The 20,456-nt window shown below is 67.5% G+C and carries 16 protein-coding genes; 14 read left to right on the top strand and 2 right to left on the bottom strand.

Annotated features, from left to right (window positions below; genetic code table 11):
- Nucleotides 1-129: 129 nt before the first annotated feature.
- From glnE to FA89_RS02530, 4 genes are all read left to right on the top strand, one after another.
- Nucleotides 130-3,018, top strand: a complete 2,889-nt coding sequence (glnE, locus tag FA89_RS02545; RefSeq protein ID WP_036137908.1) for a bifunctional [glutamate--ammonia ligase]-adenylyl-L-tyrosine phosphorylase/[glutamate--ammonia-ligase] adenylyltransferase — start codon at nucleotides 130-132, stop codon at nucleotides 3,016-3,018.
- A 50-nt stretch (nucleotides 3,019-3,068) separates the two neighbouring features.
- Entirely contained in the window at nucleotides 3,069-4,016 is a 948-nt protein-coding gene (locus tag FA89_RS02540) for a nucleoside hydrolase (RefSeq protein WP_036137905.1), read from the top strand.
- Between the two features lie 84 nt (nucleotides 4,017-4,100).
- Nucleotides 4,101-4,346 carry a type B 50S ribosomal protein L31 gene (locus tag FA89_RS02535; RefSeq protein ID WP_036137903.1) on the top strand — a complete coding sequence of 82 codons (246 nt, stop codon included), beginning with the start codon at nucleotides 4,101-4,103 and terminating at the stop codon, nucleotides 4,344-4,346.
- A 273-nt stretch (nucleotides 4,347-4,619) separates the two neighbouring features.
- Nucleotides 4,620-5,915, top strand: a complete 1,296-nt coding sequence (locus tag FA89_RS02530; protein WP_036137900.1) for a citrate synthase — start codon at nucleotides 4,620-4,622, stop codon at nucleotides 5,913-5,915.
- A gap of 278 nt (nucleotides 5,916-6,193) precedes the next feature.
- Here FA89_RS02530 and FA89_RS02525 read toward each other — a convergent pair whose 3' ends face one another.
- Together FA89_RS02525 and FA89_RS02520 are read right to left on the bottom strand one after the other, a co-directional pair.
- Nucleotides 6,194-6,820, bottom strand: coding sequence for a hypothetical protein (locus tag FA89_RS02525; RefSeq protein WP_036137897.1), 627 nt, complete (start codon nucleotides 6,818-6,820; stop codon nucleotides 6,194-6,196).
- Between the two features lie 38 nt (nucleotides 6,821-6,858).
- Nucleotides 6,859-9,435, bottom strand: a complete 2,577-nt coding sequence (locus tag FA89_RS02520; protein WP_036137894.1) for a penicillin-binding protein 1A — start codon at nucleotides 9,433-9,435, stop codon at nucleotides 6,859-6,861.
- 232 nt (nucleotides 9,436-9,667) lie between these two features.
- Between FA89_RS02520 and FA89_RS02515 the strand changes: the two genes are divergently transcribed.
- From FA89_RS02515 to FA89_RS02470, 10 genes are all read left to right on the top strand, one after another.
- Complete coding sequence (locus FA89_RS02515; RefSeq protein ID WP_036137892.1) at nucleotides 9,668-10,726, top strand: pilus assembly protein PilM; 1,059 nt, start codon at nucleotides 9,668-9,670, stop codon at nucleotides 10,724-10,726.
- Nucleotides 10,726-11,478, top strand: coding sequence for a PilN domain-containing protein (locus FA89_RS02510; protein ID WP_036137889.1), 753 nt, complete (start codon nucleotides 10,726-10,728; stop codon nucleotides 11,476-11,478). The genes FA89_RS02515 and FA89_RS02510 overlap by 1 nt, the downstream gene beginning before the upstream one ends.
- Nucleotides 11,475-12,125 (top strand): type 4a pilus biogenesis protein PilO, encoded by a 651-nt coding sequence (locus FA89_RS02505; protein WP_036137887.1) that lies wholly within the window; start codon nucleotides 11,475-11,477, stop codon nucleotides 12,123-12,125. The genes FA89_RS02510 and FA89_RS02505 overlap by 4 nt, the downstream gene beginning before the upstream one ends.
- Entirely contained in the window at nucleotides 12,125-12,652 is a 528-nt protein-coding gene (locus FA89_RS02500; protein WP_036137885.1) for a pilus assembly protein PilP, read from the top strand. The genes FA89_RS02505 and FA89_RS02500 overlap by 1 nt, the downstream gene beginning before the upstream one ends.
- 19 nt (nucleotides 12,653-12,671) lie before the next feature.
- Nucleotides 12,672-14,951, top strand: coding sequence for a type IV pilus secretin PilQ (gene pilQ, locus FA89_RS02495; protein ID WP_051938475.1), 2,280 nt, complete (start codon nucleotides 12,672-12,674; stop codon nucleotides 14,949-14,951).
- Nucleotides 14,952-15,094: 143 nt separating this feature from the next.
- Nucleotides 15,095-16,087, top strand: a complete 993-nt coding sequence (locus FA89_RS02490) for an AAA family ATPase (protein ID WP_036137882.1) — start codon at nucleotides 15,095-15,097, stop codon at nucleotides 16,085-16,087.
- Nucleotides 16,084-17,007, top strand: coding sequence for a DUF58 domain-containing protein (locus FA89_RS02485; protein WP_036137879.1), 924 nt, complete (start codon nucleotides 16,084-16,086; stop codon nucleotides 17,005-17,007). The genes FA89_RS02490 and FA89_RS02485 overlap by 4 nt, the downstream gene beginning before the upstream one ends.
- Nucleotides 17,007-17,513, top strand: a complete 507-nt coding sequence (locus FA89_RS19070; protein WP_051938474.1) for a DUF4381 domain-containing protein — start codon at nucleotides 17,007-17,009, stop codon at nucleotides 17,511-17,513. Before FA89_RS02485 ends, FA89_RS19070 begins: the two co-directional genes overlap by 1 nt.
- The gene (locus FA89_RS02475; RefSeq protein ID WP_036143508.1) at nucleotides 17,506-18,486 is read left to right on the top strand and encodes a VWA domain-containing protein; all 981 of its coding nucleotides are present in this window, start codon (nucleotides 17,506-17,508) and stop codon (nucleotides 18,484-18,486) included. The genes FA89_RS19070 and FA89_RS02475 overlap by 8 nt, the downstream gene beginning before the upstream one ends.
- Nucleotides 18,483-20,456: a tetratricopeptide repeat protein gene (locus FA89_RS02470; protein ID WP_036137877.1), complete on the top strand. Its 1,974-nt coding sequence runs from the start codon at nucleotides 18,483-18,485 to the stop codon at nucleotides 20,454-20,456. Before FA89_RS02475 ends, FA89_RS02470 begins: the two co-directional genes overlap by 4 nt.

Here is a 20,456-nt window from a genome sequence, read left to right as displayed (position 1 = left end):
TAATGGACATGAACCGGTTGTCAGGCGGTCATCGAAATGTCATGACAAAAAAGGTCATGATTCGCAAGAAAAACCTCAGTTTTGCGAACCCGGCCGCGACCGGTCCGCCTCGGGCACAATGACCATCCTATGAATGCTTCCACGCCAGTGCCACGCGAGAGTCCCGAACTCCGCGGCCTCATCGACCATCGCTATGCCGACGTCATGGCGGCATGCCGCGCGGCGCGCGTGCCGCTGCATGACGACGCCGGCGTGGCCGAGCGCATCCGTCGCACCTTGCTGGCCTCGGATTTCGCGTTCGATGTGCTGCGTCGCCAGCCTGAACTGCTGTCCCCTGCGGGCCTCGAGCGCCTTCGCGGCAATCCGGATGCCAGCACCCGCGCCGCCTCGCTCGACCTGCCTACCGACGAGGAGCGCTGCATGGCGATGCTGCGGCGCTTCCGGCATGCGGAGGCGTTGCGCATCGTATTTCGCGACGTCAATGGCCTGGACGATGTCGACGACACCCTGGCCTCCACGAGCGCGCTCTACGAAACGTTGTTGTCGGCTGCCCTGCGCTGGTCCGAGCAGTCGCTGCATGCGCGCTACGGCCGCCCGCGCGACCCGGCCGGCGTGGAGCAGCGCATGGTGGTGGTCGGTTTCGGCAAGCTGGGCGGCAACGAGCTGAATTTTTCCTCCGATATCGACCTCGTGTTGGCCTATGCCTCCGGTGGCGAGACCGACGGCGCGCGTCCCCTCGACAACGGCGAGTACTTCATCCGCGAGACACGCCAGCTGGTGCGCCTGCTCGCCGAACCCACCGTGGACGGCATCTGTGCCCGCGTCGACCTGCGTCTGCGCCCGTTCGGCAACGCGGGGCGCCTCGCGCTACCGTTCGCCGCAATGGAGCAGTACTACCAGCGCGAGGGCCGCGACTGGGAACGTTATGCCTGGATCAAGGCGCGTCCCGTGGCCGGCGATCGTGTCGCCGGGCGCGAGCTACAGGACATGTTGCGGCCGTTCGTGTATCGGCGTTACCTCGATTACACGGCATTCGCCGGTCTGCGCGAGATGAAGTCGCTGATCGACGCGGAAGTCGCGCGCAAGGACCTGGCCGGCAACCTCAAGCTGGGGCCGGGCGGTATCCGCGAAATCGAATTCGTGGTGCAGCTCACCCAGATGATCCGCGGCGGGCGCGACCCCGCCCTGCGCGTGCGCGGGCTGCTGCCGGCCCTGCGTGCCTGCGAGGCGAAAGGTTACATCCCGGCGGCGCGGGCAAAGCTGTTGCGCGAGGCCTACCTGTTCCTGCGCCTGCTGGAGAACCGCGTGCAGATGCTGCGCGACGCGCAGACGCACGATATTCCCGACGACGAGCTGTCGCGCGAGCGTCTTGCCCTGGGCATGAATTACCCCTCGTGGAACGCGCTGGCGGAGGTGCTGGCCGGCCATCGCGATGCGGTGTCCGCCGAGTTCGCCGCGGTGCTGGTGCCGGAGGCCGGCGGCAAGGCGGTGGCCCCGGCGGCCGACGTCGAGTTATGGAACGCCGCCAGAGACGAATCGCTCGTGGGGGAGACACTGGAAGCTTCGGGTTTTCGTCCGGGCCACGATGTGGCCGCGGAGCTGGTGAAGCTGCCACGCGCGGCGTCGGTGCGATCGATGTCGGCACGCTCGTCCGAGCGGCTGGAGCGATTGATGCCGCAGCTGATCGGCGCGGCCCGGGGCAGTGCCTCGCCAGCGGCCAGCCTGTTGCGCATGCTTCGTCTCGTGCAGGCCGTGGCGCGCCGATCGTCCTACCTGGCGCTGCTGGATGAACAGCCCAGCGCACGTCGCCGCGTAGCGCATGTCTTCGCCGACAGCGCGTTCCTGGCCGAGCGTGTCATCGCGCAACCGCTTCTGCTCGACGACGTGCTCGATCCGCGCATCGACCAGTTGCCGCTGAAGCGCGCGGACATCTCGGCGGAGATGGCCCGTTCGCTCGGCACGCTGGACGAGCGCGACGCGGAGCACGAGCTGGAACGTATCAATGAATTCCGCTCCAGCATCGCGTTCCGCCTGGGCCTGGCGTTCAACGACGGGCGTGCCGACGCAACGGCCACCGCGCGGCGCCTGGCCGGCCTGGCGGAGGCGGTGGTCGCGGCGGTGCTCGCCCTTGCCACGCGGGAACTGACGGCGCAGCACGGGCGCCTTCCCGGCGAGGGCAGCGGTTTCGCGGTGCTGGGCTACGGCAGCCTCGGTGGTGAGGAACTGGGTTTCGCCTCCGACCTCGATCTGGTGTTCGTCTACGACGGCAAGCGCGCCAACGCGATGAGCGACGGTCCCCGTCCGGTCGATGGCACGCGCTGGTACCAGCGACTGGCCCAGCGGGTCATGCACTGGCTGAGCGCGCAGACCCACGCCGGCAAGCTTTACGACGTGGATACGCGCCTGCGGCCGGACGGCTCCAAGGGTCTGCTCGTGGCCAGCGTGGATGCCTTCGAGGCCTACCAGCGCGACCGTGCGTGGACCTGGGAGCACCAGGCGCTGCTGCGTGCCCGGCCGGTGGCGGGGGATGCGCGCGTCGGTGGCCTGCTGGCCGAGATCCGCCGGGACATCCTCGCCACGCCGCGTGACGCCGAGCGCGTTCTCGCGGAAGTGAGCGCGATGCGTGCCCGCTGGCGTGGCGAGCGTGATCGTTCCGACGCAGGCCATGTCGATCTCAAGCAGGGCGGCGGTGCCTTGATCGACATCGAGTTCATCCTGCAGGGCATGGTGCTGGCGCATGCCGCCACGTGCCCCGCCATTCTGGATACGCCGGCCAGCAGTCCGCTGATCGACGTGCTGCGCGAGCAAGGGCTGCTGAGCCAGGCGCAGGCCGATACGCTGCATGTCGCGCATGCCGACCTGCTCCAGGCCGGCCTCGCCTGCACGCTGGACCTCCGGCCGCGCATCGCCACGCGCACGCCCTCGCTGGATCGGGTGCTCGCCGGGGTGACCCAGGTGGCGGGCGAGCTCGGTTTCGCCTTCGCCGCTGCCGACGCGGCGTCCCGCCAGGCTGTCTGAAGCTGGCGGCCGGCGTTATGCTGTGCGGCCGTCCACGGACCGATACCCCGATGACCCGACTGCCGCTGCTGATCGACACCGACCCCGGCGTGGACGACGCGCTGGCCATCCTGATGGCCCATGCGCACACCGATGTCACCGCCCTGACGGTTGCCGCCGGTAACGTCGGCCTGGCGCACACGGTGCGCAACGCCTGCACCCTCGTGGAGCTGATCGGCGCGACCACGCCGGTGTTCGCCGGTTGCCCGTCGCCGCTGGTGCGTGCCCCCGACGAGGACGCCGCGTTCGTGCATGGCGCGGACGGTTTCGGCGATGTCGGCTTCGTCGAGCCGGCCCACACGGCGCATGCCGAGCACGCGGCCCTCGCCCTGATCCGCCTGACCCGCGAGCGCCCGGGCGAGTTGACCCTGGTGGCCCTGGGGCCGTTGACCAACCTGGCCCTGGCCGTGCGGCTCGATCCCTCGTTTCCCGCACGCGTCAAGCGCCTGGTGGTCATGGGCGGCGCGGTGACGGGGCACGGCAACACCGGCCGGATACCCGCTGAGTTCAACATCGGCTTCGATCCGGAAGCCGCGCACGTCGTCTTCGAGGCGTTCCAGGGTTTCGACCTGGTCGACTGGGAGGCCACGGTCCGCCATGCCTTCCCCGACGAGGTCTACGATCGCTGGGTAGCGGCGGGCGACCACCGCGCCGCCTTCTTCGAGAAAATCTTCGGCACGGCGCGCCGCTTCAACGCCGCCCACGAGCGCACGGGTTTCATCGCCGCCGACGCGCTGGCCATGGCCGTGGCGCTGGACCCCGCGATGATCGTCCGCGCGGAAACCCGCCATGTCGCCATCGAACTGGACGGGCGGCTGACCCGTGGCGCCACCGTGGTGGATTGGCAGGGCCGGCTGGGTGGGCGCCCCAACGCCAGGGTGGTGCTGGAAGTGGACCACGATCGCTTCGGCGACTTGATCGCCGGTGCGCTGGGCGTCGCGCCGGTCGCGTCTACCTAGGTTTCCTGGGCCGCCGGTTGCGAAGGCCCCGGGTGCGGGCTACAATGCCGCTCTTTTCACCCCGCTATTTCTCAGGTTCAAGCCATGAAAGAGAACATCCATCCGAAGTACCAGCCGGTGGTCTTCCAGGACCTTTCCTCCGATTTCGCGTTCCTGACGCGTTCGACGATGTCCTCGAAGGACACCGTCAAGTGGGAAGACGGTAACGAATACCCGGTGATCAAGCTCGATATCTCGAGCCACTCGCACCCGTTCTATACCGGTAAGCAGAAGACGCTGGACGTCGGCGGTCGCGTCGACAAGTTCCGTCAGCGCTACGGCAAGAAGTAAGCAGCGACATCATCCGCGCGCCGCCTGCGGGGTGGCGTGTCGCGAGGATAAAAAGACACGGGGCAGGCCCACGGCTTGCCCCGTGTCTTTTTGCGTGCGCGGTTTACACGTCGGGCTAACGGACGTTCGAAGGGCCTCTGTGTGATAATGGGGAACTTCGGTCGCGGGTTGCGACCGGTACGGCGCCTTCCCCAGGGGGTCGTTATCCCAACCATGGCTACGTCGCTTTCCCCGAGGGGGAGGCGGCGGGAACAAAGCACAGAGGAGCTCGCCGTGTCCGACGCCAAAACCGTCAAATTGGTCGATGAATCCAACAAGCCCGTGAGCGAACTGCCGGTCATCGGCGGCACGCTCGGCGCCGAGTGCGTCGACATCGGCACGCTGTACAAGGACACCGGTTACTTCACCTACGATCCGGGTTACGGCAGCACCGCCAGCACCAAGAGCGCCATCACCTATATCGACGGCGACAAGGGTGTGCTGCTGTATCGGGGCTACCCGATCGAACAGCTCGCCGAGAAGTCCACCTTCCTCGAAACCTCCTACCTGCTGCTCAACGGCGAACTGCCGAACAAGACCGAGTACGCCGCGTTCGAGCACGACATCACGCATCACTCGATGATGCACGAGAACCTCAAGTTCTTCCTGCGTGGCTTCAACCACGACGCGCATCCCATGGCCATGCTGGCCGGTTCCATCGCGTCGCTGTCGGCGTTCTATCACGACAAGCTCGATGTCGATAACCCGGAAGACCGCAAGCTCGCCGCCGTCCGTCTTATCGCGAAGATGCCGACCATCTCGGCCGCCATCTACCGTCACTCGATCGGCTGGCCGACGCGTTACCCGCGCAACAACCTCGAATACGTCACCCGCTTCCTGCACATGATGTTCGAAGTGCCGAGCGAGCCGCTCGAACTGAACCCGGTAGTCGCCAAGGCGCTCGACCTGCTGTTCATCCTGCATGCCGACCACGAGCAGAACGCGTCGACGTCCACGGTTCGCCTCGTCGGTTCCACCGGCGCCAATCCGTATGCGTCCATCGCCGCGGGTATCACGGCGCTGTGGGGCCCGGCGCACGGCGGCGCCAACGAAGCCGTGCTGAAGCAGCTCGAGGAAATCGGCTCCGCCGACAAGGTCGAGAACGCGGTCAAGCGCGCGAAGGACAAGAACGATTCGTTCCGCCTGATGGGCTTCGGTCACCGCGTCTACAAGAACTTCGATCCGCGCGCGAAGATCATCCGCGAGATGTGCCACAAGGTGCTCGAGGAGCTCGGCGTCAACGACCCGCTGCTCGACGTCGCCATGAAGCTGGAAGAAGCCGCGCTGAAGGACGACTACTTCGTGGAGCGCAAGCTCTACCCGAACGTCGACTTCTACTCCGGCATCATCTACAAGGCACTGGGCATCCCCACCGAGATGTTCACCGTGATGTTCGCCATCGCGCGCACCTCCGGCTGGATCGCCCACTGGATCGAACAGCACGAAACCCCGGGCGCGCGCATCGGCCGCCCCCGCCAGATCTACACCGGCGCCGACGTTCGCGACTACATCCCGAACGACAAGCGCTAAAAAAAAGGCCCGCAAATGCGGGCCTTTTTTTTAGCGCGGTAGGAGCGCACGCATGTGCGCGAACCCTCAGATCCCATCACGCGAATGAAGCCGAACGGCCGCATGTGCAGGCGTTTCCGTGAGCCCGGTGAACCTTGCAGGCCGCATGCGCAAGCGTTTCCGTAAACCCGGTCGGCGCCGGGTTTGCTTCGTTTTGCGCTCGGAAACGCCTTAATTTGTGCGAGGGGCGGCTTCATTCGACGTAGCAGGGTTCAGGGGTTCGCGCACATCGTGCGCTCCTACCCGGCTAGCAGGGCCTGGACCATCGACACGGTGGCGCGGCGCATGGGGCGTTCGTCCACGCGGTCGAGCGGGGCCTGGCGCAGGGCGTCCACGGGCAGCACGGTGAGGTCGAAGGGGATGCCGTCCGCGCCGAACAGCAGAACGGGGTGTTCGCTCTGCGTGTCGTTGGACCAACGCAGCCGGCGTGTCTGGGTTTCCAGTGGAATACCCTGTTCCTGCAGGAACAGGACCGGTGCCTCGGGATCGTCGCTGAACAGATGCAGGCAGACGGCCGAGTGGTCGTCGGCGGTGCCTTCCAGCACGGCACCGACCAGTCGCGCATCGAAGCCGCGCAGGAAGCGCATCGCCTCGATCGCCGCCTCGCGGCGCGCCCGCAGGGCCTGGGGTTGTGTGTCGGCCTGGAACAGGCGCTGGTGCTCGCGCAGCGCGTCCTCGATCTCGTGGTTGCGCGGCAGCGCCTGGGTGTCGACGATACCCAGCCGCTCCGCGGCCTTCAGCTTCGCGTGGTGGAAGTCACGGATGCCATGCTCGCTCATCAGGCGGGCCGCCTCTTGGGCGACCAGGACGCGATGCCGCTGGGCCCTGTCCTGGGCATGGATCTTGTGGTGTTCGCCTCGTGCCATGACTCACCCCCGTGTGGTGTGTATGTGTACGTGTGCCGTCAGAAGATGTCGTAGGCGTGGTCCTGCTGTTCCTCTTCCTGCTTCTGTGCGGCCTGCTCGCGCAGGCGGTCGACATCTTCCACCTTCATGACTTCGCTCATGCCGCCCGGCGAGGGCAGGCCGGAGCCGGGATCGATCTGCACCGTGGCGATGCCCGGGGGCATGGCCAGCGTATGTGACGGCTTGTCCTTCAGCACCGCGCCCATGTAATCCATCCAGATGGGCAGGGCCGCCTTGGCACCGAACTCGCCGCGACCCAGCGAACTGAAGTCGTCGAAGCCGACCCACACGGCCGTGGAGATGTCGCCGTTGAAACCAACGAACCAGGCGTCGCGGTGATCGTTGGTGGAACCGGTCTTGCCTGCCAGGTCGTCGCGACCGAGCGCACGTGCCGCCGAGCCGGTACCGCGCTTGATCACGTCCTGCATCAGCGAGGTGATCAGGTAGTCGTTGCGCACGTCGATCACATGCGGCGCCAGCTTCGGCGCCTGCGCCGTGTTGTCGTGGGCGTCGGCGGGCAGCACGGCATCGCCGGTACCGACACCAGCCGCGGAACTGCTGGCGGCGGGCTTGGCCGGGATCAGGGCCGTAGATGCCTGGGTGGGCGGGCCGGCCGGCGTGGGGTTCAGCATGCGCTCCTGGCACTCGGCACAGGCGCGTTCGGGATTGGCCACGTAAACCGGCTTGCCGTCGCGGTCGTCGATCCGCGAGATGAAATACGGTGTGATGAGGTAGCCGCCGTTGGCGAACACCGCGTAACCGCGCGCCATGCTCATCGGCGAGACGGAGGCCGTGCCCAGGGCGAGCGACAGGTTCTGCGGCAGGGCGTCCGGCGTGAAGCCGAAGCGCGTCATGTAATCGCGGGCGAAGCGGATGCCGATGGCATCCAGCAGGCGCACCGAGACCAGGTTCTTCGACTGGACCAGGGCTTCGCGCAGGCGCATCGGGCCGGCGAACTTGCCGTCGTCGTTGGCCGGCGTCCACATGCCGTCGGGGCGTGACGGGTCGGGGAAGGCCACCGGGGCATCGTTGACGATGGAAGCAGGCGTGAAGCCGCGCTCGAACGCCGCCGAATACAGATAGGGCTTGAAGCTGGAGCCCGGCTGGCGGGCGGCCATGACGGCGCGGTTGAACTTCGAGCGGACGAAGCTGAAGCCGCCGACCAGCGCACGGACGGCGCCGTCTTCCGGATCCAGCGAGACCAGGGCGGCCTGCACGGCGGGGATCTGGGTGAGGCGCCAGGGGCCCTTGGCCGGTTCCGGACGGGCCTCGGTGCTGACCTTGGCCGTGTCGGACGCACTGGCGTTCTCGGAGAGGTCGTCCTTTTCGCTGCGGATCAGGCGGACGATGTCGCCCCGCTTGAGCACGCTGTCCACCCGGGTGGGCGCGGCACCTGCACGGCCTTCGTTGACATAGGGGCGGGCCCAGGCGATCGATTCCAGGCTGATGGTCGCGGTTTCCTTCGCGGACAGGTACACCGTGGCCTCCTTCGCGCCCGTGGCCGTGACGATGCCCGGCATCATGCCGGCCACGCCCGTGTAGCCGGCGAGAACCCGGTCGTATTCGTCGGGACCGGCCTGTGCCGCCAGTTCCTCGTGGCCTTCCGGGCCACGGTAGCCGTGGCGGCGATCGTAGGCGGACAGGCGCCCGCGCAGGGCGTCGTTGGCCGCCGCCTGGCTGTCGCTCGGCACCGTGGTACGCACGACGTAGCCCTCGGTGAGCGCATCGTTACCCAGTTTCTCCAGCACCTGCTGGCGAACCATCTCGGCCAGGTAGGGGGCATCCACCTCGATCTGCTGCTCGTGCGGGAAGGCGTCGTTCGGCTCTTTCACCGCCTCGTCGTATTCCGCCTTGGTGATGAAGCGGTTGGAGAGCATCTGGCCGAGCACCCAGTTCCGGCGGTTGACCAGGCGGGTGGGGTTGTTCAGCGGGTTGACCACCGAGGGCAACTGGAAAGTGGACGCCAGCGACGCGCACTCGGCCACGGTCAGCTGGTCGAGCGTCTTGCCGTAGTAATACGAGGCCGCGGCAGCCAGCCCGTAGGACCGGTGCCCGAGGAACATCTTGTTGATGTACAACTCGAGGATCTGGTCCTTGGTCAACTCGTTTTCCATGCGCAGGGCGATGAACACCTCGGTCAGCTTGCGCGAGTAGAGCTTCTCGGGGCTGAGGAAGAAGTTGCGGGCCACCTGCTGGGTGATCGTCGAACCGCCCGGGCCCTTGTCGCCGCCGGACAGGATCACATGGATGCCGGCGCGGGCGATGCCATGCCAATCGACGCCGGGATGGCTGTAGAAATCGCCGTCTTCGGCCGATAAGACGGCATTCTTGAGGCGCGCGGGCACGTCGGCGATGTGCACCGGGATACGGCGGGTCTCACCGAACGAGGCGATCAGGCGTCCGTCCGAGCTCAATACTCGTAAGGGAACCTGCATGTGGTAATCACGTAGCACCGCCACGGAGGGAAGGCGCGGCGCCAGGAGCCAGTAGGCGACGCCGATGGCGCCTACCACGAAAAGGATGCCGGCCAGGGCGAGATACAGCCCGATGCGCAGCAGACGCTTGAGAATTCGCATGGAGGAAGGGGTTCACCGGCGTGAGGGTCGTGGCGGAGTATAGAGCTTCGCCGTCAGGTGGGGCGGTCGCCCCGGGTTCGACGGAAGGTGAGGGGTTTTCGCTAACCCAGTGACGCTATTTGTGAATTGGTGCCGGCAGGGCCCTAGCGGGCCGTTGCCAATCCGTTAAGATTTCGATCTAATGCCATCGCGCCGAAGACCAATTCCGACAAGGCGCGGGGAAGGGGGAAACGTGGGGCTCTTTACACCCAAAGCGGCGCCGCTCATCGGTGTCGATATCAGTTCGACCGCCGTAAAGCTGCTACAACTCAGTCAGGCCGGTGGGCGTTACCGCGTCGAGCATTATGCCGTCGAGCCGTTGCCGCCCAACGCTGTCGTCGAAAAGAACATCGTCGAGGTCGAGGCAGTGGGCGAAGCCATTCGCCGCGCTCTGGCCCGGTCCGGATCCAAGCTCAAGCACGCGGCCGCCGCCGTGGCGGGCTCGGCCGTGATCACCCGCATCATCCCCATGTCGGCCGATCTGTCCGAGGACGACCTCGAAGGGCAGATCCAGGTCGAGGCCAACCAGTACATTCCCTACCCGATCGAGGAAGTCAGCCTCGACTTCGAGGTGATGGGCCCGGTCCGCGACAACCCCGAGATGAACAACGTGCTCCTGGCGGCGTCGCGCACCGAGAACGTCGACATGCGCATCGCCGCGCTCGACCTGGGCGGCCTGACCGCCCGCGTGGTCGACGTCGAGGCCTTCGCCATGGAGAACGCTTTCGGCATGGTCGCCGACCAGCTCGCAGTGTCGCGCGACGCCCTGGTCGCCGTCGTCGATATCGGCGCCACCATGACCACCCTGGCCGTGCTGAAGAACCAGCGCACGATCTATTCGCGCGAGCAGGTGTTCGGCGGCAAGCAGCTGACCGACGAGATCATGCGTCGCTACGGCCTGTCCTACGAGGAAGCCGGCCGGGCCAAGCGCAAGGGCGGCCTGCCCGAATCGTACGAGATGGAAGCGCTGGAACCGTTCAAGGACTCGCTGGTGCAGCAGGTCAGCCGTCTGCTGCAGTTCTTCTTCGCGGGCAGCGAATACAGCCGCGTGGACCAGGTGGTGCTCGCCGGCGGCTGCGCCTCGATCGACGGCATCACTGAATTGCTCGAGCAGCAGTTGGGCGTGCCCTGCGTCGTCGCCAACCCGCTGGCACGCATGGCCCTGTCCAACCGCGTGCAGGCCCAGACGCTGGCCCAGGATGCCCCCGCGCTGATGATCGCCGTCGGCCTCGCCATGAGGAGCTTCGACTGATGGCACGGATCAACCTACTTCCCTGGCGCGCCGAGCGCCGCAAGCAGCGCGAGCGGGAGTTCTATATCCAGCTCGGCCTGGCCTTCGGTGCCGCCTTGGTCGTGCTGATCGGCTGGTCGCTGTGGATGGATGCCCGGATCGACAACCAGAGCGAGCGGAACAGCTACCTGACCAGCGAGATCAAGCAGCTCGACGACCGTATCGAGAAGATCAAGGACCTGGAAAAGGTCCGCGCCGACCTGCTCCAGCGCAAGCAGATCATCGAGGAGCTGCAGGCCAACCGCTCGCAGATGGTCCACCTGTTCGACGAACTGGTGAAGACCATCCCCGCGTCCGCGCGCCTGTCCGGCATGAAGCAGTCCGGCGATTCCATGTCGCTCGACGGCGTGGCGCAGTCCAACTCCAGCGTCGCCGAGTACATGCGCAACGTGGAAGCGTCGCCATGGATGGGCCATGCGGACCTGCGCAAGACCGAAAACACCCATGACGCGTCGCGCATGCCGTATTCGTTCGGCCTCGACGTGCACCTGAAGACCCCGGGCGACAGCGCCCAGGACGGCGCACCGGCCGGCGCTTCGACGGCGGCCATGCCGACCGCCGTCGCGGTCCCCGTGCCACTGGCCCAGGCGGCGAAGGCGGTCACCGGCGCGCCGGCACCCGTCGCCACGGCGCCCGCCAGGTCCGCCGCCACGACGATGCCGCCGGCGGCTACCCTGCCGGCCGCGGCCGCTTCGGCGGGAGTCAAGCCATGAAGTTCTTCGACGATCTGCGCAACCTGGACCGGCACAATGTCGGCGGCTGGCCGAAGCCCATCAAGACGTTCTTCACCGGCCTGGTCTTCGTCGTGGTGATGCTGGGCGGCTGGTATTTCCAGATCAGCAGCCAGCAGGACGACCTGGCCTCCGCCGAATCGCAGGAAGAGACCCTCAAAGGCCAGTTCTCGCAGAAGCAGGCCAAGTCGGCCAACCTCGAGGCCCTGGAGCAGCAGCTGTCCGACATGCAGGACATGCTGCGTACGCTGCTGCGCCAGTTGCCCAGCAAGACGGAAATGCCCGAGCTGCTGATCGACATCTCGCAGACGGCATTGGCCGCGGGCATCGAGACGGAGCTGTTCCAGCCCGGTCCAGAAACGCCCAAGGACTTCTACGCCGAGAAGCCGATCACGCTGCGCATGGTGGGCACCTACCACCAGTTCGGCACCTTCATCAGTGGGGTGGCCTCGCTGCCCCGCGTCGTGATTCTGACGCTGCACGACGTGTCGCTGAGCCCGAAGGCGGGTGACGCGAAGAATCCGGGTAATGGCCAGCTGGTGCTGCAGGGCACCGTGAAGACCTATCGCTACCTCGAGGACGACGAGACCCCGCAGGCGAAATCCAAGCTGCAGAAGGCGACGCCGTGATGAAACGCCATGACGCCTTGACCCGCCCGCTGGCGATCGCCCTGTTCGGCGCGCTCTCGCTGGCCGGTTGCACCAAGGGTACGTCCGACCTGCGCGAGTGGGTGGACGCCGAGAAGCACAAGAAGGGCGAGCCCATCCCGCCACTGCCCGTGATCCGCACCTTCGAGACGTTCGCCTACCAGGACCAGGGCGCGCGCGATCCGTTCAGCCCCAGCACGGCGGAAATGGACAGCAACGTTGCCAGCGGTCCGCGCCCGGACGAAAACCGGCCGAAGGAACCGCTGGAGATGTTCGGCCTCGACAGCCTGAAGATGGTTGGCACGGTGGGTGCAGGTGCCAGCCTGGAGGCGCTCGTGAAGGATCCCGGTGGCGTGATCCATCGTGTCCATCGCAACGAATACATGGGTCAGGCCTACGGTCGTATCACGTCCGTGGGTGAGGATCGGATCGATCTGGTCGAACTGGTGCCGAATGGCTCGGGCGGCTGGATGGAGCGCCCCGCAAGCATCGCGGTCGGCGAAAAATAAGAACTCGGGGATGACGCACATGACGACCAAACTGAATCATCCGCCGGGTAGCGCGCGTCACCGCACGCGCCGCTGGATCCTGGGCGCTGCACTGGCTGTCGCAGGTGCCTTTGCCGGCACCGCCGCGGCGGAGAACACGTTGCAGAACGTGAGCTACGACGCGCAGCCGGGCGGCCGCATCGAGTTGCGACTGGCCTTCTCGGAGCAGGCGCCGACGCCGAAGGTCTTCACGACCAACAACCCGCCCCGCATCGCTATCGACCTGCCAGGCACCACCAATGCCTACAGCACCCGTCACCTCGATATCGGCAAGGGTTCGACCCAGGGCGTGTCGGTGATCTCCGCGGCGGGCAAGACCCGCGTTACGGTGGAACTGTTCCGCGAGTCGGCCTACCGCACGCGTACCGAAGGCAAGACCCTCTTCGTCACCGTGAACAACGGCCCGACCAGCGCGACCACCACCACGGCCACCGTATCCGACCCGACCAAGGCGCTGCCTTCCAGCGCCGGCTCGCCGGTGTCCAACATCGATTTCCGTCGTGGCCAGAACGGCGAAGGCCGCGTCATGGTGACGCTGGGCGGCACCGGCACCACGCCGGAAATGCGCCGCGAGGGCGACCACGTGATCGTCAGCCTGGCCGGCTCGTCGCTGCCGCCGAAGCTGGCCCAGCGCCTGGACGTGCTCGACTTCGCCACCCCGGTGCAGTCGATCGAGTCCAAGGCGTCGCCGGGCGGCGCCCGCCTCGACATCCGCACCAAGGGCGACGTGGACGTATCGGCCTACCAGAGCGGTGCCGACTATGTAGTGGAAGTGGCCCCCAAGAAGGCCGCCGCAATGGCCGGCAAGGCCGCCAAGGGTCAGGACCCGACGTACTCGGGTTCCCGCCTGACGTTCAACTTCCAGGACATCCCCGTGCGCTCGGCCCTCCAGCTGATCGCCGACGAGGCCAAGCTCAACCTGGTGGCTTCCGATACCGTGGGCGGAAGCGTCACGCTGCGGCTGGTCAACACGCCGTGGGACCAGGCGCTGGACGTGATCCTGCGGGCCAAGGGCCTGGACAAGCGTCGTAGCGGCAACGTCATCTGGATCGCCCCGCAGGCCGAACTGGCCAGCTACGAGCAGAGCCTCGCCGATGCCCGCCAGAAGGCGCAGGATTCCGCGGAGCTGGTCTCCGACTACATCCCGATCAGCTACGGCAAGGCCGAGGACATCGCCAAGCTGCTGACCCAGGGCAGCATGACCAGCACCGGCGGCGGCGCGTCCACCAGCGGCTCGCGCGGTTTCCTCTCCGGCCGCGGTAGCGTGTCGTTCGACGACCGCACCAACACGCTGCTGATCAACGATACGCCGGACAAGATCCGCGACCTGCGCGAGCTGATCGGCACGCTCGACCGCCCGGTCCAGCAGGTGCTGATCGAGTCGCGCATCGTCGTGGCCACCGATACCTTCACCCGCCAGCTGGGCGTGCGCTGGGGTGTGCAGGCGTTCAACCACAATAACGCCAACCAGGTCGTCGGTACGTCGCCTGACCTCAGCAGCGGCGGCACCGGCACCACCGCCGGTGGCGCCGGCGGCCTCGTCACCAGTGTCCGCAACAGTGACGTAAATTACGGCAACGCGGTCAATCAGTACAACGCCAACGGCGGCACGGGCACGCTGCCGGTCCGCGATCCGTACACCCTGCCGGGCGGCTACAACGTCAACCTGCCGGTGTCCAACCCGTCGGGCAGCATCGGCCTGGCGATCCTGGGTGCCAACTACCTGGTGGACCTGGAGCTTTCGGCCGCGCAGACCGAAGGCCGCAGCGAACTGATCTCCAGCCCGCGCGTGATCACGGCCAACCAGCAGGAAGCGATCATCAAGCAGGGCCAGCAGATCGGCTACGTGACCTACCAGGCGTCCAGCTCGGGCGGTGGCGCGCAGAACGCCACCGTGCAGTTCAAGGATGCCGTGCTCGAGCTGCGCGTGACCCCGACGATCACCGCCGACAGCCGCGTGTACCTCAAGATCAACGTCAAGAAGGATGCGCTGGCCCAGTTCGTCACCAGCCCGGGCGGCGGTTCGGTGCCGCAGATCGACACCCGCGAGATCAACACCTCGGTGCTGGTCGACAACGGCCAGACCGTGGTCCTGGGTGGCATCTACGAGATCACCAAGACCAACACGACCGACAAGGTGCCGGGCCTCGGCGACATCCCGGGCCTGGGTGTGCTGTTCCGCCGTACCAACCGCGGTAACAACAAGGCGGAGCTGCTGATCTTCGTGACGCCGCGCATCCTGTCCGACACGCTGCAGTAAGCAACTCGCGTTTCAAGGCGATATCGGGAGGCGGCCTTCGGGCCGCCTCTCTCGTTTGCGGGCAGGGCTCTCACCGAAAGCGGATTAAACTTCCCGGGCCGACTGTGGTCTCATCGGTCTTCCACCCGATACGAGATCCACCGATGTCCGAGACGCCGAACGCCACGACCCCGCTCCAGGAGGCCTTCCTCCGCCTGCGTGAGGAACTGACCCGCGGCATCATCGGGCAGCCCCACCTGGTGGAGTGCCTGCTGATCGCGCTGCTGGCCGATGGCCACCTGCTGGTGGAGGGCGCGCCCGGGCTTGCCAAGACGACCGCCATCAAGGCCCTGGCCACCCGTGTGGAAGCGGACTTCCACCGTATCCAGTTCACGCCCGACCTGCTGCCAGCCGACCTCACGGGCACGGACATCTTCCGCCCGCAGACGGGCAGCTTCGAGTTCGAGCGGGGGCCGCTGTTCCACAACATCGTGCTGGCCGACGAGATCAACCGCGCGCCGGCGAAGGTGCAGTCGGCCTTGCTCGAGGCGATGGCCGAACGACAGATCACCATCGGTCGCCGCACGTGGCCGCTACCGGACCTGTTCATGGTCATGGCCACGCAGAACCCGATCGAGCAGGAGGGCACGTTCGCGCTGCCCGAGGCCCAGCTGGATCGTTTCCTGATGCACGTGACCATCGGCTACCCGGACGCCGAAGCCGAGCTGGCCATCCTGCGGCTGGCGCGCCAGCAGGCCCGCGAGGCGATGCATCCCGTGCCGCCGCCGGCCTATATGTTGCGTCCCGCGGATGTCTTCGCCGCGCGCGACGCGGTACTCGCCGTGCACATGGCCGCGCCGCTGGAGCTCTACATCACCCAGCTGGTGGTCGCCACGCGCGAGGCCGGTAAATACGGTCCGGAGCTGGCGCGCTGGATCGCCTGGGGCGCCAGCCCGCGCGCCACCATCGCACTGGATCGCTGCGCCCGCGCGCATGCGTGGCTGGCCGGTCGCGACTTCGTCGTGCCCGAGGACATCCACGCCATCGCCCACGAAGTGCTGCGCCATCGTGTGCTGCCCAGCTACGAAGCCGAGGCGGAAGGCGTGCGCACCGATGCCGTGATCGATCGCCTGCTGGATCTCGTGCCGCTGCCGTGACCGTCGCCCCTGCCGTTGCCGATGGGCGCGTCCACGTGTCGTTGCCCGAACTCATCGCGTTGCGCTCCTGCGTGGCGCGCGCCCCGGCGCCCCAGGTCGTCTCGCGCGCGCCGCGCAGCGGGCAGCGCCCCGCACGGCTGCACGGCCGTGGCATGGATTACGCGGAGTCGCGTGTCTACCAGGCCGGCGACGATGTCCGGCGCATGGACTGGCGCCTGACCGCACGCAGCGGCGTGGCGCATACGAAATTGTTCCAGGAAGAGCGCGAAGGCCGCCTGCTCGTGTTGCTCGACATGAACGCCAGCATGCGTTTCGGTACACGCACCCGCTTCAAGTCGGTGCAGGCTGCCCGTGCCACCGCGATCGCCGCGTGGTACGCGATGCGCGGCTCGGAACGCGTCGGCGTGCTCGCCTTCGGTGGTCAGCGCCAGCTCGTCCGGCCGCAGGGCGGTCCACGCGGTGTGCTGACGGTACTCGGTGCCATGGCTGCGTGGGATGCGCTTCCGGCGGACGCCGACGAACCGCTTTCAGGTGCCTTGCAGCGTGCCGGTCGCCTCATGCACGGCGCGTCCCGGGTGCTGCTTGTCAGCGACGGTTTTGCCGTCGACGACGCGGCACGGGGGCGCATGCTCGGGCTGATCGGCAAGGCGGAGGTGTCGGTGCTGGGCGTGGCCGATCCGCTGGAGTTGGCCGAGCCACCGGCCGGCCGTTATCCGATCGCGTACCGCGGTACCCACTACGATCTGGCGCTGCAGGGCGACCGGCAACGTGCCGAGTTCGCACGCGGACTCGGCGAAGGCCAGCGCAAGCTCACCGCGCTGGCGGGTGGCCTGGGCCTGCGTGTGCGCTCCATCGACACCAGCGAAGATCCCCTTGAAGCGATCGTCGCGTTGCTGGGCGCCAGCAGGAGGGCACGCTGATGCCCGACCAGGGTCCGGTACTGCGCGACATCCACGTGCCGCACGTGTCCGCCTGGTGGCCGCTGGCACCGGGCTGGTGGGTGCTGCTCGGCCTGTTGCTGGTCGCGTTGGTGGCCGGCGCGATCGTCTGGCGCCGCCGCCGTGCCTGGCGCCGGCACGTGGACACGACGCTCGGCGAGCTGCGTGAGGCCCGTGCACGGCATGCCGCGGACGGCGACACCGCGTGCTTCGCCGCATCGGTCAGCCAGTTGCTCCGCCGTGTCGCCCGTATGCGTGACACCCGCAGTGTCACGCTGCGTGGGGAGGCATGGCGCGACGCATTGGCCGCGCTGGCACCGCGCAGCGATGTAACCCGTCTTGCGCAGCTCGATACCGCGATCTACCAGCCGGCCGCGTCGCTCGACGTGCCGGTCGTGGCGCGCGATGCGGAAGCCTGGATACGCGAGGCGATGCGTCGTCGTCCTTCGTCCGCCACGCCGGGGAGGGCATCGCATGTTCCTGCCTGAGTTTGCGTGGCCCTGGATGTTCCTTGCCTTGCCGTTGCCGTGGCTGCTGCGTCGCGTGTTGCGGCCGGTGCGGCCCGCGCAGGCGCTGAACCTGCCGCAGCCCGGGCTGGCGCTGACGCAGGCGGCGTCGATGCGGGCCCCATTCGCGTCCACGCTGCTGCTCGCGCTGGCCTGGCTGTGCCTGGTCGCCGCCGCGGCGCGTCCGCAGCAACTGGGCCCGCCCGAGCCCCAACAGCGCAGCGGGCGCGCGATGATGCTCGCCGTCGATCTTTCCGGAAGCATGTCGCTTGACGACATGCGCCTGGCCGGTCGCGCGGTCACGCGCTTCGCCGCCGTGGAGGCCATCGCCGGCGACTTCATCGATCGCCGTGCAGGCGATGAACTCGGTCTCATCCTGTTCGGCTCGCAGGCCTATCTGGTCACGCCGCTCACTTATGACCTCGATGCCGTGCGTGCGCAGTTGCACGGTGCCGTGGTCGGACTGCCGGGTCGCGAGACGGCGATCGGCGATGCCCTGGCCGTGGCCGTAAAACGACTGGCCAGCCTTCCCGAGCAGGCGCGCGTGGTGGTGTTGCTCACCGACGGCGTAAACAACGCCGGATCCATCGCACCGCGCGAGGCGGCCCGTGCAGCGAAGGCGGCGGGCGTGCGCATCTACACCATCGGCATCGGTGCCACGGCGATGCGTGTCCCCGATTTTTTCGGTAGCCGCACGGTCAACCCGTCGGCCGATCTGGACGAAGGCATGCTCACCGATATCGCCAGGCAGACCGGCGGTCGTTTCTTCCGCGCCACCGACACCGATGAAATCGCGCAGGCGTATCGTGCCATCGACGCCCTCGAACCGTTGCCGCAACAAGGCGCCGCACTGCGTCCGCATATCGAATTGTTCCGCTGGCCGTTGCTGCTGGCGCTGGGTCTGCTGATGGTCGGCGCCGCGCCGCGCTACCTGGGCGGGAGCGCACGTCGATGATTCCCTCGATGGCCGACTTCCATTTCCTGCAGCCGCAGTGGTTGTGGCTGGCGCTGCTGGTTCCGCCGATCGCCTGGCTGGTCGGGCGCCGCGGTTCGTCGTCGCGTGCACTGTCGCGGCTGGCCGATCCCGCCCTGTTGCCCTATCTGCTCGACGGCACGCCCTTGGGCTCGCGCGGGCCGGCTGTCGCCGTGGTCGCTGCCGGGTTGCTCGCCGTGCTGGCCCTTGCCGGCCCTACCTGGAACCGGCAATCGCAGAAGCTCTTCGCCGAACACGCGGCGCAGGTGGTCGTGGTATCGATGTCGCCGCACATGCTGGCCAAGGACATCGTGCCGGATCGACTCAGCCGCGTGCGCTACAAGGTCCGCGAGTTGTATGCGGCCAACCGCGACGGGATGAACGGACTGATCGCCTACACCGGCGAAGCCTTCATCGTCGCGCCGCTCACCACGGATGCGCATAGCGTGGACGACCTGCTGACGGCGCTCTCGCCGGACACCATGCCGGTGACCGGCGACGACCCGGCCAAGGCGATCGACATGGCGGCCGACCTGGTCCGTCATGCGGATCTTCGCGGCGGCTCCATCGTGCTCGTGACGGATACCGCCGATCGCTCGGCCGTGGCCGCCGCGGCGCGTGCGCGCGCCGCCGGGGCACGCGTTTCCGTGCTCGGCGTCGGTACGGTTCGAGGCGGGCCAGTGCCAACGCCGGACGGCGGTTTCCTCAAGGACGACAGCGGCGCCATCGCCCTCGCGGCGCGTGACGATGCCGCGTTGTCGGCGGTGGCCGCTGCTGGCGGCGGTCGCTTCGTTCCGCTGGCGGATGGCGGCACCGATGTCGCCACCCTGGCCGGCATGCTGCACGACGACGGGCAGGGCAAGGCGGTGGACGGCGCACAGGCCGGCGCGTGGCAGGACCGCGGCCCGTGGCTGCTACTGCCCCTGTTGCCGCTCGTCGCGCTGGCGTTTCGTCGGGGCTGGATGCTGGTCCTGTTGCTGGCCTGCCTGCCGTGGTCGCCACCCGCACGTGCCGACGGCGTGGTCGATGCCTTCCGCACGCCCGACCAGCAGGCCGCGGCGGCCCTGCGCGAGGGTGACGCCAAGCGGGCGCAGGCGCTGGCGCGCAGCCCTGCCTTGCGCGGCGCGGCGGCTTACAAGGCGGGCGATTTCGCTGCAGCACAACGTGCGCTCCAGTCCGGCACCGACACCGATTCGCAATACAACCTCGGCAATGCGCTGGCGAAGCAGCAGCACTACGAGGACGCGCTGGCGGCCTACGATCGCGCGTTGAAGCTCGATCCGCACAATGCGGACGCCGCCGCGAATCGCGCGGCGGTGGCCGACTTCCTCAAGAAGCAAAACGACGCTTCGAAAGACAAGCAGGACAAGCAGGACAAGAAGAATCAGCAGGGTAACAAGGACCAGCAGGGCAAGAACGGCAAGGACGGTCAGCAGGGCAACGGCGGCAAGAACGACGCCGGCCAGCAGGACCCCAAGAACACGGGCGACGACTCTAAAAACTCATCCGGCAAAGACGGGAAAGATCCATCCCAGGGCAAGGACCAGCCGCCCGGCAAGGATGGCGAGAAGCCGGGTGACGACGGCAAGGACGGTAAGGAAAACAGTGCTTCCGGCAAGGACGGCGACAAGGGCACCGACAAGGCGCCGCCGCCGCAGGGCGATGCGGCCGCCAAGTCCGCGGCCGAGAAAGCCGAAGCCGAGCGTGCCCAGCAGGCGTTGAAGGAAAAGATGGACCAGGCGATGTCCGGGAAGGCCGCTGCGCAGGACGCGACGAAGGACGATGGCAAGCCGCACGACCTGGGCGCGCTGTCCGCCGGCGATGCGGCGTCGAAACTGCCGCCCGACGTGCAACGCGCGCTGCTGCGCGTGCCCGACGATCCGGGCGGCCTGCTGAGAAGAAAATTCATGCTCGAGTACCAGCGTCGCCATGGTGCGGAGCCGGAGGAATGA

The sequence above is a fragment of the Luteibacter sp. 9135 genome, assembly GCF_000745005.1.
GTDB lineage: Bacteria > Pseudomonadota > Gammaproteobacteria > Xanthomonadales > Rhodanobacteraceae > Luteibacter.
Note: the sequence above shows the minus strand (reverse complement) of the source record. Positions and strands in the feature narration are given on the sequence as shown.

Bases quoted from the DNA above. Each gene is read 5' to 3' on its own strand.
- glnE (WP_036137908.1), top strand. From the start codon at position 130: ATGAATGCTTCCACGCCAGTGCCACGCGAGAGTCCCGAACTCCGCGGC.
- FA89_RS02540 (WP_036137905.1), top strand. From the start codon at position 3,069: ATGACCCGACTGCCGCTGCTGATCGACACCGACCCCGGCGTGGACGAC.
- FA89_RS02535 (WP_036137903.1), top strand. From the start codon at position 4,101: ATGAAAGAGAACATCCATCCGAAGTACCAGCCGGTGGTCTTCCAGGAC.
- FA89_RS02525 (WP_036137897.1), bottom strand. From the start codon at position 6,820: ATGGCACGAGGCGAACACCACAAGATCCATGCCCAGGACAGGGCCCAG.
- FA89_RS02520 (WP_036137894.1), bottom strand. From the start codon at position 9,435: ATGCGAATTCTCAAGCGTCTGCTGCGCATCGGGCTGTATCTCGCCCTG.
- FA89_RS02510 (WP_036137889.1), top strand. From the start codon at position 10,726: ATGGCACGGATCAACCTACTTCCCTGGCGCGCCGAGCGCCGCAAGCAG.
- FA89_RS02505 (WP_036137887.1), top strand. From the start codon at position 11,475: ATGAAGTTCTTCGACGATCTGCGCAACCTGGACCGGCACAATGTCGGC.
- FA89_RS02500 (WP_036137885.1), top strand. From the start codon at position 12,125: ATGAAACGCCATGACGCCTTGACCCGCCCGCTGGCGATCGCCCTGTTC.
- pilQ (WP_051938475.1), top strand. From the start codon at position 12,672: ATGACGACCAAACTGAATCATCCGCCGGGTAGCGCGCGTCACCGCACG.
- FA89_RS02490 (WP_036137882.1), top strand. From the start codon at position 15,095: ATGTCCGAGACGCCGAACGCCACGACCCCGCTCCAGGAGGCCTTCCTC.
- FA89_RS19070 (WP_051938474.1), top strand. From the start codon at position 17,007: ATGCCCGACCAGGGTCCGGTACTGCGCGACATCCACGTGCCGCACGTG.
- FA89_RS02470 (WP_036137877.1), top strand. From the start codon at position 18,483: ATGATTCCCTCGATGGCCGACTTCCATTTCCTGCAGCCGCAGTGGTTG.